General features: G+C 71.3%; 11 protein-coding genes and 1 pseudogene. 8 read left to right on the top strand and 4 right to left on the bottom strand.

What is annotated here, in order from left to right; translation table 11 throughout:
* Positions 1–116 precede the first annotated feature (116 nt).
* Positions 117–2254, bottom strand: a pseudogene (locus CQ044_RS06215) (RecQ family ATP-dependent DNA helicase).
* 83 nt (positions 2255–2337) lie between these two features.
* On the opposite strand from CQ044_RS06215, the gene CQ044_RS06210 reads away from it, so the two are divergent.
* The 6 genes from CQ044_RS06210 to CQ044_RS06185 all read left to right on the top strand — a co-directional run bounded on the left by CQ044_RS06210 (position 2338) and on the right by CQ044_RS06185 (position 7976).
* Positions 2338–2757 carry a pilus assembly protein CpaE gene (locus CQ044_RS06210; protein ID WP_105687662.1) on the top strand — a complete coding sequence of 140 codons (420 nt, stop codon included), beginning with the start codon at positions 2338–2340 and terminating at the stop codon, positions 2755–2757.
* A gap of 64 nt (positions 2758–2821) precedes the next feature.
* Positions 2822–4345: an ATP-dependent DNA ligase gene (locus CQ044_RS06205; RefSeq protein WP_105687661.1), complete on the top strand. Its 1524-nt coding sequence runs from the start codon at positions 2822–2824 to the stop codon at positions 4343–4345.
* Positions 4346–4545: 200 nt separating this feature from the next.
* Entirely contained in the window at positions 4546–6192 is a 1647-nt protein-coding gene (locus CQ044_RS06200) for a thiamine pyrophosphate-binding protein (RefSeq protein ID WP_105687660.1), read from the top strand.
* Positions 6193–6248: 56 nt separating this feature from the next.
* Positions 6249–7109 (top strand): PhzF family phenazine biosynthesis protein, encoded by an 861-nt coding sequence (locus CQ044_RS06195; protein ID WP_105687659.1) that lies wholly within the window; start codon positions 6249–6251, stop codon positions 7107–7109.
* Between the two features lie 55 nt (positions 7110–7164).
* A complete protein-coding gene (locus CQ044_RS06190; protein ID WP_219844925.1) occupies positions 7165–7644 on the top strand; it encodes a helix-turn-helix domain-containing protein in 480 nt (159 codons plus the stop codon).
* Positions 7641–7976, top strand: coding sequence for a DUF86 domain-containing protein (locus CQ044_RS06185; protein ID WP_105687657.1), 336 nt, complete (start codon positions 7641–7643; stop codon positions 7974–7976). The genes CQ044_RS06190 and CQ044_RS06185 overlap by 4 nt, the downstream gene beginning before the upstream one ends.
* A 21-nt stretch (positions 7977–7997) precedes the next feature.
* On the opposite strand, the gene CQ044_RS06180 is transcribed toward CQ044_RS06185, so the two are convergent.
* Positions 7998–9866 carry an FAD-dependent monooxygenase gene (locus tag CQ044_RS06180; RefSeq protein WP_105687656.1) on the bottom strand — a complete coding sequence of 623 codons (1869 nt, stop codon included), beginning with the start codon at positions 9864–9866 and terminating at the stop codon, positions 7998–8000.
* Positions 9867–10045: 179 nt separating this feature from the next.
* Here CQ044_RS06180 and CQ044_RS06175 point away from each other — a divergent pair, with 179 nt between their 5' ends.
* Positions 10046–10744 (top strand): IclR family transcriptional regulator, encoded by a 699-nt coding sequence (locus CQ044_RS06175; RefSeq protein ID WP_105687655.1) that lies wholly within the window; start codon positions 10046–10048, stop codon positions 10742–10744.
* Between the two features lie 24 nt (positions 10745–10768).
* On the opposite strand, the gene CQ044_RS06170 is transcribed toward CQ044_RS06175, so the two are convergent.
* Positions 10769–11953, bottom strand: coding sequence for an FAD-dependent monooxygenase (locus CQ044_RS06170; protein ID WP_105687654.1), 1185 nt, complete (start codon positions 11951–11953; stop codon positions 10769–10771).
* A gap of 90 nt (positions 11954–12043) precedes the next feature.
* Here CQ044_RS06170 and CQ044_RS06165 point away from each other — a divergent pair, with 90 nt between their 5' ends.
* Positions 12044–12754 carry a TetR/AcrR family transcriptional regulator C-terminal domain-containing protein gene (locus CQ044_RS06165; protein WP_105687653.1) on the top strand — a complete coding sequence of 237 codons (711 nt, stop codon included), beginning with the start codon at positions 12044–12046 and terminating at the stop codon, positions 12752–12754.
* A gap of 118 nt (positions 12755–12872) precedes the next feature.
* Here the strand turns inward: CQ044_RS06165 and CQ044_RS06160 are convergent, their stop codons facing one another.
* Positions 12873–14255 carry an MFS transporter gene (locus CQ044_RS06160; protein ID WP_105687652.1) on the bottom strand — a complete coding sequence of 461 codons (1383 nt, stop codon included), beginning with the start codon at positions 14253–14255 and terminating at the stop codon, positions 12873–12875.
* Positions 14256–14285 lie beyond the last annotated feature (30 nt).

The following is a 14285-nucleotide window of genomic DNA, read 5'->3' as shown; positions in this document are numbered from 1 at the left end:
ACGTTTGGGGCGCAATCATTCCGTTTGGGGCGCGTCTCCTCACGAAATCCCGGTGTGACGCGCCCCAAAACGCGCTGGTGCGCCCCGAACCGAACGACGAACCGTCGGCGAGGCCCTCAGCCCCGCAGCGCGAGCACGAACGGCAGGACGTCAGTCGCACCCGCGCGGCGGAGGAGACGGGCGGCGACGGTGAGCGTCCACCGGCTGTCGGCCATATCGTCCACGAGGAGCACGGGACCCGCGGGGACATCGATGCCGTCCGCGCTGAGGCGGTCCCAGACCCCCGCGAGACGGAAGACGCTGTTGCCACCGGGGCCACCCGTCGGCCCGCCGTCCGCGAGACCGAGCGCGCCGAGATACGGGAGCCGGCCGATGCTCGCGAGCCCCTGCGCCAGCGACTCGACGAGCTGGGGCCTCGATCGCGACGGCATCGCGATGACCGCGGCCGGGCGCTCCGCCCAGCCCCACCCGGCCAGCACCCGCACGCAGGCCGCGAGCACCGACGGGGATACCGGCCCGTCGACGGCCCCGGCCGCGAACAGCTCCCGCATCGTGCCGCCCCAGCCCAGGTCGGTGAGCCGCGCGAGCGCGCGGCCCTCACCCGCCTGCTCCGCCGCGTCGATGCGCCCCCTCACCGGCACTCCGAGGCGGTCCGCCCCGGTCGGCCAGGCGCGACGCGGCTCGATCGGCACGCCGACCCGGTCGAGCGACGTCGTGGCGGCGTCCGCCGCCGCGGATCCGACCTGTGTCGGGAACCAGACGCCCGCGCAGTTGTCGCACCGCCCGCAGGGCACAGCGGTCGCATCGTCGAGAGTGCGCTGCAGGAACTCCATGCGGCACCCGCCGGTCTGCTCGTACTCGATCATGTGCTGCTGCTCGGCGAGGCGCTCCGCCGCGATCCGGCCGTAGCGCTCGGCGTCGTAACTCCACGGCTCCCCCGTGGCGATCCACCCGCCCTGCACGCGCCGCACCGCGCCGTCCACGTCGAGCACCTTCAGCAGCAGCTCGAGCGGCGTGCGCCGGATGTCGACTATCGCCTCGAGCGCCGGCGTCGAGACGGGCTGATCCCCGAGCGCCGCGATCACGCGCTCGGCGCGCTCCCGGTCCGGCATCGACGCGGTCGCGAAGTAGTGCCAGATGTCCCGGTCCTCCGCACCGGGCAGCAACAGCACGTCGGCGCTCTCGCTCGCGCGCCCCGCGCGACCGACCTGCTGGTAGTACGCGACGGGCGACGAGGGGGCGCCCGGTGCAGGACGAAGCCCAGATCCGGTTTGTCGAAGCCCATCCCGAGTGCGCTCGTCGCGACCAGCGCCTTCACCTCGTTGCGCTTCAGCATGCTCTCGGATTCGGCGCGCTCGTCCGGATCCGTCTGGCCCGTATAGGCGCGGACCTCGTGTCCGCGTTCGCGCAGCAGCCGTGCCGTGTCAACGGCGGCGGCCACCGTCAGCGTGTAGATGATGCCGGATCCCGGAAGGTCGTCGAGGTGGCTGAGCAGCCAGGCGAGCCGGCTCGTCGCATCCGGCAGGCGCAGGACCCCCAGCCGCAATGACGACCGCGCCAGAGGTCCACGGATCGTGAGCACCTCGGATCCGGATCCGGAGGGCTCGCCCTCCATGTGCGCGCCGCTCGTGCCGAGCTGCTCCGCGACATCGGCCACCACCCGGCTGTTCGCGGTCGCGGTGGTCGCGAGCACCGGCACGTCGGACGGCATCTGCGCGATCAGGTCGCGCAGCCGCCGGTAGTCGGGACGGAAGTCGTGCCCCCAGTCGCTGATGCAGTGCGCCTCGTCGACCACGAGCATGCCGATCCGGCGCACGAGGGCGGGCAGCTGCTGCTCGCGGAAAGAGGGGTTGTTGAGCCGCTCGGGCGAGACCAGCAGCACGTCGACCTCGTCGCGGTCGAGCTGCTCGAGCACATCGGTCCATTCGTGCGCGTTGGTCGAGTTGATCGCGACCGCACGCACCCCGGCACGCTCGGCGGCGGCGATCTGGTCGCGCATAAGGGCCAGCAGCGGCGACACCAGCACGGTCGGCCCCGCCCCGGCCTGACGAAGGAGCAGGGTCGCGACGAAGTACACGGCGGACTTGCCCCATCCGGTCCGCTGCACGACGAGCGCCCTGCGGCGGTCGGCCACCAGCGCCTCGATCGCCTCGAACTGCCCGTCGTGGAACACCGCATCGGGGCGGCCCACGAGCGCGCGCAGCGCTTCGAGCGCCTGATCCCTGATTCCGGCGGTGCCTGCGTTCGACGTCATGCCTCCACCCTGCCCTCCCCCGCGGACATCGCTCCACCGACGCGGTCGCGGGAATAGTCTCGGACGATGACCAGGAGAGCGGCGTGATCACCCGCGAGCTCGCGCTCGCCCTGCGTGACGCGGGCCTGGTCTGGCACCCGGCCGAGGGCGACCGCTTCCAGCTCGACCTGCCGGACGAGGTGGAGCTGGAGGCCGAGGCCGACACCTACACGGTCAGCACGATGACGATCGAGGCGCGGCGGACCCCGACCGGCACGATCCTCGCGTTCAACGGCACCACCGAGTGGGCGCTCGACGCGGTGACGCTGGGCGACGCGGTCTGGCTCCCCCGCGAGGATCAGCTCCGCGACCTCCTGCGCGGCACGTTCCGCCGCCTCGTGCGGCGAGACGACGCCTTCCGCGTCGAGATCGAGATCGCGGGCGAGCGCATGGGGTTCGAGCACCCGGATCCGTCCGAGGCCTACGGGCGCGCGCTGCTCGCGCTCGTCCGGCGCTCACGCTGAGACGGCGCCGGCGCCGACGGCGTCCTGGGCCCGCGATGTCGGAGCCCGGTGCGACAATGCCGTCATGAGGCTCAGCGCGCTCGTCACCGCGACCGGAGAGGCCGCCGCCACCTCGTCGCGCCTGGCCAAGATCGAGGTGCTGGCGCGACTGCTCCAGAGCGCGGATCCCGAAGAGCTCGCGCCGCTCGTCGGCCTTCTCCTCGCCTCGCCGCGGCAGGGCAGACTCGGCGTCGGGTGGCGCGGGATCACCGCGGTCCAGGCGACGCCCGCCGAGACGTCCTCCCTGACCGTCGCCGACGTCGACCGCGCACTCGACGACCTGGCCGCGGTGACGGGATCCGGATCCGCCGCCGCGCGCTCCGCCCTCCTCGCGGAACTGGCCGCCCGTGCCACGGCGGAGGAATGGGACTTCCTCGCGCGCGCGATGCTCGGCGAGCTGCGCACCGGCGCGCTCGCGGGCGTGCTGCTCGACGCGATCGCCCGCGCCGCCGACCGCCCCTCCGCCGTGGTCCGGCGGGCGGCGATGCTCTCCGGTGATCTCGGGACGACCGCGATCATCGCCCTCACCGGCACCCCGGAGGACCTGGATGCCGTGGGGCTCGCCGTGGGACGCCCCGTGCTGCCGATGCTCGCGGCGAGCGCCGCGACTCCGAGCGCCGCGCTGGAGATCACCGGCGAGGCCTCGGTCGAGTACAAGCTCGACGGCGCACGCATACAGGTGCACCGCCACGGCGATGACGTCCGGATCTTCACGCGCAGCCTCGCAGATGTCACGCACCGACTCCCCGAGATCGTCGAGATCGTGCGCGGGCTGCCCGCCCGCGACCTCATCCTCGACGGCGAGACGCTGTCGCTCGACGAGGACGGCGGTCCCCGCCCGTTCCAGCAGACCATGTCGCGGTTCGGCGCCGATGCCTCGCGCGAGCTCGTGCTGCGGCCCTGGTTCTTCGATCTGCTGCACGTCGACGGCCGCGACCTCCTCGACGAGCCGCTCTCGGAACGCCTCGCCGAGCTCGAGCGGGTGGCCGGCGCCTGGCGCATGCCGGGCATCGTCACCGCGGACGCCGAGGCCGCCGAGCGCCTCTCCCGGGAGGCGCTGGCCGCCGGGCACGAGGGCGTGGTGGTCAAGGCGATCGGATCCGCCTACGCCGCGGGGCGCCGCGGCAAGTCCTGGGTGAAGGTCAAGCCCGTACTCACCTACGACCTCGTCGTGCTGGGTGCGGAATGGGGATCCGGGCGCCGCCGCGGCTGGCTCTCGAACCTGCATCTCGGCGCGAGGGATCCGGACGGCGAGTTCGGCGAGCCAGGGGAGTTCGTCATGGTCGGGAAGACCTTCAAGGGCCTCACCGACGAGCTGCTGCGCTGGCAGACGGAGACCTTCCCCGGGTACGAGACGCGACGCACGGGCGCGGCCGTGTTCCTGCGCCCCGAGATCGTCGTCGAGATCGCGATCGACGGCGTGCAGCACTCTCCGCGCTACCCCGGCGGGATCGCGCTGCGCTTCGCCCGGGTCAAGCACTACCGCCCCGACAAGACCGCGGCCGATGCCGACACGATCCAGACCCTCCGCGCACTGCTGCGGGAGTGACCTGCCCCGGCGGCACCGCTCCCCGGAGAGCGATCCGCGCGCCCGTCCGGCGCTCGCTAGAATGAACGGGTCCGGCGCATGCGCGACCCGCTGCTGCGCCGGTGCTCGAAAAAGGGGCACGAAGCCCGCAGTGCGACGACGCGCTCCGGCGAGACACATACGGATCCTCGTTCCGTTGTCGTCTCGAAAGGCCGTTCAGCATGCCCACCGTCTCCGCGCACGTCGCCCTCACCCTCGCCCAGCACATCGACGCCGTCTTCGGCGTGATGGGCAACGGCAACGCCTACTTCCTCGACGCGATCGAGAAGCAGACCGACGCCACGTTCACCGCCGTCCGGCACGAGCAGGGCGCCGTGGTCGCCGCCGACGCGCACTTCCGCGCCTCGGGCCGGATCGCCGCCGGAACCAGCACCTACGGCGCCGGCTTCACCAACACCCTCACGGCCCTCGCCGAATCGGTGCAGGCGCGCATCCCGCTCGTGCTCGTCGTCGGCGACGAGCCCACGAGCGGCCCGCGCCCCTGGGACGTCGACCAGATCGCTCTCGCCTCGGGCGTCGGCGCCCGCACGTACACCGTGGGCCGCGCCGACGCGGCCGCCACCACGATCATCGCGATCGAGCACGCCCTCACCTATCGGGTGCCGGTCGTCCTGGCGATCCCCTACGACGTCGCCGCCCTCGAGGCGGGCGAGGCGGCCGCCGCCCCTGCTCCGCGCGTCCCGGCGCCGCAGGCGCCGAAGGGCGAGTTCGCCGAGGGCATGCTCGATCGGATCGCCGCGGCCCTGAGTTCGGCGAAGCGCCCGTTCCTGCTCGCGGGCCGAGGCGCCTGGCTCGCCGGCGCGGGCGAGGCCCTGGGTGCGCTGGCCGATGCGACGGGCGCCCTGACCGCGTCCTCCGCGCTCGGCCGCGGGGTGTTCCCCGACCAGCGCTTCGACCTCGGCGTGACCGGCGGCTTCGGCGCCGAGGGGGCGATGGAGCTGATCCGCGAGGCCGACGTCGCCGTGGTGTTCGGCGCCTCGCTCAACCAGTTCACGATGCGGTTCGGCGCGCTGTTCGCCCCGGGCACGCAGGTCTTCCAGATCGACGTGGCCCCCGCCGCCACGCACGCGCACGTCGGGGGCTTCGTGCGCGCCGACGCCCGGCTCGCGGCCGAGGCGCTCGGGTCGCGGCTGCACGGGGTCGAGGGATCCGGCTGGCGCGAGAGCGTCGACGTCTCCGCCGCCCGCGTCTACGAGGCCGGCGACGAGGCCGCGCCCGACGGCCGGCTCGACCCGCGCTCCGCGGCGCGCCGCATCGCCGAGCTGCTCCCTGCGGACCGCGTCGTGGTCTCGGACGGCGGGCACTTCATCGGCTGGGCGAACATGTACTGGCCGGTCGCGTCGCCCGACCGGATGATGATGATCGGCACCGCGTTCCAGGCGATCGGTCAGGGCTGGCCGAGCGTCGTCGGCGCCACGCGCGCCCGCCCCGAGGCGACCGTGGTGCTCACCTCCGGCGACGGCGGCGGTCTCATGGCGATCGCCGACCTCGAGTCGGCCGTCCGCGCCGCCGGAGGTCGGGGCATGGCTGTGATCTGGAACGACGCCGCCTACGGCGCTGAGGTGAACCTCTACGGCCTCAAGGGCCTGGCCCGCGAGCCCATGCTCATCCCCCAGGTCGACTTCTCCGCCTTCGCCGCCGCCGTCGGCGCGGAGGGGGTCGCGGTGCGCACGCTCGCCGACCTCGACCGCCTCGCCTCCTGGAGCACAGAGGATCCGGCCGACCGACCCTTCCTCGTGCTCGATCTGCGGATTTCCGGCGACGTGGTCGCTCCGTACCAGGAGGAGATCATCCGGGTGAACTCCTGACGCGTCGGGCGATCCGGGCCGGCCTCGGATCGCCCGCTCGCCGTAGGCTCGGTCTCATGAGCGCCAGCCCCGAGATCCTCCGCTACGCCGCCTTCGCCGATGCGCCCGAGGGCGGCAACCTGGCCGGCATCGTCCTCGGCGCCGCCGCTCTGACCGACGCCGAGATGCTGCAGATCGCGGCCGACGTCGGATATCCGGAGACCGCGTTCCTGCTCTCCTCCGCAACCATCGACGGCGTCCGGCGGCACCGGATCCGGTATTGGTCGCCCGCCGCGGAGGTCCCGTTCTGCGGGCACGCGACCGTCGCCACCGCCGTGGCGATCGCCGAGCGCGAGGGACCAGGCGCGATGGTCTTCGACACACCCGTCGGCGAAGTCGCGATCGCGGCGACATCAGCGGCGAACGGGATCGAGGTCTCCTTCACGAGCGTCGAGCCGACCGTGCGCGGGCTGGATCCGCAGGTCCTCGACAAGACTCTCGAGCTGCTCTCGCTGCGCACCGACGACCTGGATCCGGCCTACCCGCCGCGGGAATCGTTCGCGGGCAACTGGCACCCCGTGCTGGTGCTGCACGATCCCGAGATCTTCCACCAGTTCCGATTCGCGCCGGAGCCCGTCGCCGAGCTCATGCTCGCTCAGGGCTGGACCGGCACGATCACCGTGCTGCACGCCCTGTCGGAGCACGCGTTCCTCGCCCGCAACATCTTCCCCGTCGCGCGCATCACCGAGGACCCGGCGACCGGATCCGCCGCCGCCGCGACCGGCGCCTACCTGCGCGCGATCGGCCGCGTCCCCGAGGACCGCGTGGTGCGGATCCACCAGGGCGCGCACGTCGGCCGCCCGAGCCTGCTGACGGTCACGATCCCGGAGTCAGGCGGCATCGTCGTGACCGGCGGGGCGACCAGAATCCGGAGCTGAACCGCACCGATATCGCCTATTCGCGATATCGCGTTTCCGTGATATCGTGAAACCTGTGGGACGAGCAGCCGAGGTGATCCGCGACGCGAGGGCGCGCGCCGGCCTGACCCAGGTGGAGCTCGCCCGCCGCAGCGGAATCGCCCAGAACGTGATCAGCGACTACGAGCGCGGCAAGCGCGAGCCCTCCTTCGGCGCCGTCGACATCCTGCTGGGCGCGGCCGGCCTCACGATCGAGTACAAGCCGCTGCCCGAGTTGGAGCGCGTCCGGCGCAGGCGGGACGAGATCGTCGAGGTTCTCGCCGCGCATGGCCTCACGAACGCAGGCGTCTTCGGCAGCGTCGCCCGCGGCGAGGAGACGAGTTCAAGCGACATCGACATCCTGGTCGATGTGCCGCGCGGCGTCGGGCTGATCGCCATGCTCAGTGCTCAGGGAGAGCTGGAGAGGCTCCTCGGCCGCACGGTCGACCTGATCCCGCGCGAAGGCCTCAAGCCCGACGTCGCCGTAAACGTCAGCCGCGAAGAGGTGCCGCTTTGACCCGCGCACCGCGTGACCGTCTTCTCGACATGCTCGCCTCCTGCGACGCCATCGCCGACCACATCAACCGCGACGATACGGATGAGGGGATCCTGTTCGACGCCCTGCGCATGCGTCTGCTCGAGATCGGCGAGGCCGCGAAGGACCTGCCGACCGGACTCACGGACACCGAGCCGGAGATTCCCTGGTCGATGATCATCCGCACACGTGATCGCCTGGCACACCACTATTTCGATACGACCCACGCGATCGTCTTCGAGGCCGCGCACCACGAGGTCCCGGTGCTCGCGCAGGCCGTGCACCGGATGCTGGCTGTCCTCGACGAGGCGTAACCGCAGGAACCGGCCCGCTGATCACACCTCCAGGAAGGCGCCCTCCAGGAACGACGCGAGCTCGTCGACGCGGTCGAGCGGCAGGATCGCGGCGACGTACTGGTCCGGGCGGACCACCACCACGACGCCGTCGCGGGACAGCTCCCGCTCGGCGAAGATGTCCGTCGTCGACCAGTGCGAGGGCGCCGCGGCGTACAGCTTCTCCCAGTCGGTGAGACCGAGCGGGCCGGTCTTCGGCTGGAACAGCGCCGGCGCGGTCGTGACGTCGAGGTCCTCGTAGGACTGCTGCGAGATCGCCTTCACGTCGAACACCGCGTCCACGTCGCCGTCGACCGGGGTGAAGCGGGCGAGCACGGGCGCCGCGGCCTCGGCCCAGGCGTCCAGCCCCGCCCCCGACGCGTCGCCGAACGCGTACAGGCGCCAGCGGCCGTCGGCCTTGGCGTGGTGGCCCAGGTGGATGACGTTGCCGTCCGAGACGCGCACGACCTCGGCGCTCTTGAACCGCTTGCCGAGCGGGAAGCCCGCGGCCAGCGCCTGATGCGCGTCGGATCCGGTGATCATCGACGAGGTGTACTGCGTCATGAACCCCGAGGGGAACTCCGCCGTGGCGAGGTAGTACTTCGCCAGCTCCTGCGGGTCAGAGATCTCCTCGGGCTTGCGCGCCATGAGCGAGGACCACTCGCGGTCGAAGTCGATGAGCTGCTGGGCGACAGGATGCCGCTCGGCGCCGTAGGTCGACAGCAGCGCGGCGGGGGCGCGGCCGGTGAGCACCGAGCCGAGCTTCCAGCCGAGGTTGAACCCGTCCTGCATCGACACGTTCATGCCCTGCCCCGCCTTGGCGCTGTGCGTGTGGCAGGCGTCGCCGGTGAGGAAGACCCGCGGCGCGGCGACGGAACCGGGATCCACGTCGTCGAAGCCGTCCGTGATCCGGTGGCCGACCTCGTAGACGCTGTGCCAGGCGACCTCCTTCACGTCGATCGCGTAGGGGTGCAGGATCTCGTTCGCCTTGGTGATGATCGCCTCGATCGGCGTCGCGCGCACGGCGTGGTTGTCGTCTGCGGCGACCTCGCCGAGATCGATGTACATGCGGCTGAGGTAGCCGCCCTCGCGCGGGATGTGCAGGATGTTGCCCGCCTCCGCGTTGATCGCGCACTTGGTGCGCCAGTCCGGGAAATCGGTGTTGACCAGCACGTCCATGACACCCCAGGCGTGCGCGGAGATCCCGCCGACGTGCTTGCGGCCGATCGCCTCGCGCACGCCGCTGCGGGCTCCGTCGCAGCCGGCGACGTACTTCGCGCGGATGGTGCGCTCCTCGCCGGCGCGCTCCCCCGCGGAGTAGCGCACCTGCACCTCGACGGGGAACTCCCCCTCCTCGTGCACGGTGAGGCCGAGGAACTCCACGCCGTAGTCCGGCAGGATCCGTCCCGGGCCGTCGGCGGCTGCTTCGGCGAAGTAGTCGAGCACGCGCGCCTGGTTCACGATCAGGTGCGGGAACTCGCAGATGTCGTAGGCGTAGTCGGCGGTGCGCGCGGTGCGGACGATGTTCTGGCGGTTCTCCGGATCCGGGCCCCAGAAGTTCATCCAGCCGATGTTGTAGGCCTCGGCGACGATCCTCTCGGCAAAGCCGAACGCCTGGAAGGTCTCGACGCTGCGCGGCTGGATGCCGTCTGCCTGGCCGAGCACGAGACGTCCGTCGCGCTTCTCGATCATCCGCGTGGTGACGTCGGGATACTGCGACATCTGGGCGGCGAGGAGCATGCCCGCGGGTCCGGATCCGACGATCAGGACGTCCATCGTGTCGGGGAGGTCCGCGGGACGGTCGACGCCCGTCCCTGCGGCGGGGAGCACGCGGGGGTCGTGGGAGACGTATCCGTGGTGGTGGAACTGCATCGTCGTCGATTCCTTCCTGACGGCGCCGTCGGGCTCGGTTCGGGCTGGTGCGCGGATCGTGCGCTTCGCGAGAATTTCTTGCACCTCGCGACGTCGCGTTCTATATTCGAACATGACGTTCTACTATTGAACACAGACTATCCGAGGTCGCGCGAGCGATCAAGACGCGAGGAGCATTCATGGCCGGCGCCCCCGCATCGCAGACCCTCAGTCGCGGCATCCGGATCCTGGAGGTCCTCGCGGACGCGCGCGGACCGCTCTCGATCGACGAGATCGCCGCAGCGCTCGACGTGCACCGCTCGATCGCCTACCGACTGCTGCGCACTCTCGAGGACCACGGGCTCGTCTCGCGGGACGCGTCGGGCCTTGTCGCCCTGGGTGCGCGCATGGCCGCCCTCGCCGCCGGCGTCGCGAACGATCTGCAGGCTGAAGCCCTCCCCGAGCTCACCGCCGTCGCGAACGAGCTCGGCATGACCTGCTTCCTCGCGGTGCTCGACGGCGAGGAGTGCATCACGCTCGTGAGCGTGGAGCCGCGCCACGCGGTGGCCAGCGTCGCCCAGCGCCCCGGCGCGCGGCACTCTGTCATGGTGGGCGCCCCCGGCAAGGCGATCCTCGCCCAGCTCACCGAGCCGGAGTGGCCGTCGGGCGCCGGCGCGGCGCTGCGCGCGGAGGCCACCGGCGTGCAGGCCGCGGGATACGCCACGAGCCACGACGAGGTGATCCCCACCGTGCAGTCGGTCGCCGTGCCGCTCGCGCTGCGCGGGCAGCGTCCGGCCGCGATCGCCGTGGTGCACGTCGCCACGGACCGCACCGACGCCGAGATCGCCGCACGCCTGCAGCGCTCGGCGACGACGATCCGCGACGCGCTCGGAGCCTGACCGCGCCGTCCACCAGCCCCGGCCTCAGGCCAGCCCGTAGTCCGGAATGCTGTCGTCCGTCGCGAACGCATCGGTCATCCAGAGCATCGTGCGACGCATCAGCCCGTTCGAGAACGTCCAGTCCCGCATCCGGATGCGCGCGGCCGACGGCGGCGCGAGGAACGGGCCGGCGTTGCCTGTGCGCGCGATCTTCGTGGGCTTGCGCATGCGGCGGTCGTACGCAGAGAATGCCGCGACGTGGTCGCCGCGCGCGGCGACCAGTTCGCCCGCGAGCACATAGGCGCCGAGCAGCGCGAGCCCGGTCCCGAATCCTCCCAGCGTATTCGCATAGCCGGCGTCGCCCACGAGAGCCATGCGTCCGCGCGTGAACGCCTGCATGCGCGTGCGCGTGAGGGCGTCCAGGTAGAAGTCAGGCGCCGTCCGCACCGCCTCGACCGCGGCGGGTATCCGCCACCCACCGTCGGCGAAGGCGGCGGCGAGGAACTCCCGCTGCGAGTCCGTGTCATGGCGGTCGTAGTCGGCACTGTCACTCCGGAACACGAAAAGAGCGGGGGCCTTCTGGCCGCCGAGCAGCACGAGCCGGTTCGGCCGATTGTGCCCGTAGGCGACGGCCCGCCCGCTCGGCAGCACCGTCTGCAGTCCATCGAGGGGAACATGCCCGCTCGCGACCGCGTAGTAGTAGCCGCGCGACTCGACGAACTCCCGTTCCGGACCGAATCCGAGCCGGCGCACCGCCGAATGCACGCCGTCCGCGCCGATCACGAGGTCGAAACGCTCGGCGCCACGTCCCGCGAACGCCACGTCGACGCCGAACGGGGTCTCCGTGATCGCGGTGATCTCGTCCCCGAAGACGTACTCGGCGTCGCTCTCGGAGCTCCGGTGCAGGATCCCGGCCAGATCGCCCCGCAGGATCTCGATGTCGCCGCCGATGAACTCTCCCGGCACGACAGCGTTCACACGATCGGCGTCGTCGACCATCCGCCAGTCGGTCTTCGCGGTCTGCCGTGCGCGGACCTCCTCGATGATCCCCATCCGGGCGAGCAGCTCAAGATGGGTGCGGCCCTTGAAGTCGACCGCCTGTCCGCCGGGGCGCACGCCGGGAGACTTCTCGACCACGGTCACGTCGAACCCGTTGCGGCCGAGCCAGCGAGCCAGGGCGGGTCCGGCGATACTCGCGCCGGAGATGAGGATCTTCTTCTTCGTCGTCATGATGAGTCCTTCGTTCGCGGATTAATTGCGTCCCTCAGACACAATAACTATCCGCGTACGATGGACGCAATAACTTCGAGGAGATCGACGATGACATCCGCCGACGACACCGGCCCCGCAGACCCTGGGGTGCTGTGGGCCGCGACCCCGACGAGACGACGCGGCCCGAAGCCCCGGCATTCCCTGGACGGCATCGCCGAGGCGGCGATCGAGATCGCGGACGCGGAAGGCCTCGACGCCGTCACGATGCAACGCGTCGCCGCGAGCCTCGGCACCACGAAGATGGCCCTGTACCGCTATCTGCCCGGCCGCGCGGACCTCGACGCCGTGATGCTCGACCGCGCCCTCGGCGCCCCGCCGTCGCCGAGCGATGAACGCTGGGACGAGGCGCTCACGGCATGGACCGGCGCATTGTTCGCACGAGCCCTCGAGCGCCCGTGGTCGGTCGAGCTCGCACAGCGGCCGCACACCCCCGGCCCGCAGGAGCTCGTCTGGTATGAAACCGGACTCGCAGCCACCGATGGACTGCCGCTGACGGCCGGGGAGCGCCTCGACCTGCTCGCTCTGCTCTCTGGGCACGCCCTCTCACTCGTACGACAGCAGGCGGGTACGGGCGCGGCCGAGGAGGAGCTCGCGGCCGGCGTGGCCGCCGTTCTCACGATGCACGCAGGCCGCTTCCCGCGCACCTCGGCCGTCTTCGCGGATGCAGGCCGCGGAGCGCAGAGGGATGACGCGCTCCGGTTCGGCGTGCGACGGATCCTCGCCGGCATCGCCGCCCTGGTCGCCGAACGCACAGCCTGAGCGACGCGAAGCCCGAGGACGACGGCAGCTCTGCAGGACGATCGAACACGCATCGTCCTGCAGAGCTGCAAGGATCCTTCATAGTTGCGGGCGCGGAGCGCCCCCGCAAGATCCGGCCTCAGGCCCGCGAGAGCCCTCGGATCGGACTGACGGCCTGCTCGGCCTCGGCCTCCGGCCCGAGCGGGATGCCGCTGCGGTCGCGCAGCAGAAGGGTCGCGATGAGGCCGATCACGGTCATGCCCGCGAGGTACCAGGTGACCGCCATGGTGGATCCGGTCGTCTGCACCAGCCACTGTGCGATCGTGGGCGCGAAGGCGCCGCCGAGGATCGCGCCGATCGCGTACGAGATCGAGACGCCGGAGAAGCGGATCGATGCCGGGAACAGCTCGGTGTAGAGCGCGGCCTGCGGGCCGTAGGTGAGGCCGAGGCCGACGGTGAGGATCACGAGTGCGAGCGCGAGCATCGCGACGCTGCCCGTGTTCACGAGCGGGAACAGCAGGAAGACGCCCACGAGCTGCAGGATCCAGCCCGAGATGTAGGTGGTGCGCCGGCCGATCCGGTCTGCGAGCAGCCCGGCGATCCAGGTGAACAGCAGCCAGGTGACCGCGGACCCTGCAACCGCCCAGAGCACCGGGCCCTTCTCAAGACGGAGCGGCCCGTCCGGGTTGGTGGCGTAGTTCTGGATGTACCCGCCGGTCGTCATGTATCCGACCGCGTTGTTGCCGGCGAAGACGAGCGCCGCGACGACGACCAGCAGTGCGTGCTTGCGGAACAGCTGCACGATCGGCACCTTCGTCTGTTCCCTTCGCTCTGCGATCTCGGTGAAGACCGGGCTCTCTTCGACGCGACGGCGGACGTAGTAGCCGACGAGAATGAGCACGACCGAGAGCAGGAACGGCACGCGCCAACCCCAGGCGAGGAAGGCCTGTCCCGGGGCGATCGCGGTCATCACGGCCATGACGCCGTTGGCGAGCAGCAGGCCGAGCGGCACGCCGATCTGCGGTGCGGCGCCGAACAGACCGCGCTTCTTGCGCGGGGCGTGCTCGACGGCCATGAGCACCGCACCGCCCCACTCACCGCCGGCCGAGATGCCCTGCAGAACCCGCAGGAGGATGAGCAGAATAGGCGCCGCCATGCCGATCGCCTGCGTAGTCGGCAACAAGCCGATGAGTGCCGTCGACGCACCCATCAGGACAAGGGTGATCATGAGCACCGCACGCCGACCGATCCTGTCGCCGAAATGGCCCGCGAGGAACGCTCCGAGTGGACGGAACAGGAAACTGATGCCGATCGTGAGGAAGGCGACGATCTGCTCAGAGCCCTTGCCGAACGGCGAGAAGAACAACTGCCCGAACACCAGCGCGGTCGCCGAGGAGTAGATGAAGAAGTCGTACCACTCGACCGTGGTGCCGATCACGGTGGCGAAGACCACCCGCCGCCGGTCCGCCGCTGAGGCGATGGTTCCTGTGGGCGTGAAGCCCGGGGAGGATTCTGCGGACATGCTGTCTCCTTTGCATGGGACGTCGTCGTC

Origin of the sequence: Microbacterium sp. MYb64, assembly GCF_002979495.1 — a bacterium.
In the GTDB taxonomy this organism is placed as follows: Bacteria; Actinomycetota; Actinomycetes; order Actinomycetales; family Microbacteriaceae; genus Microbacterium; species Microbacterium azadirachtae_A.
The sequence above is the reverse complement of the archived record's forward strand: the minus strand, read 5'-3'. Positions and strand labels throughout refer to the sequence as shown.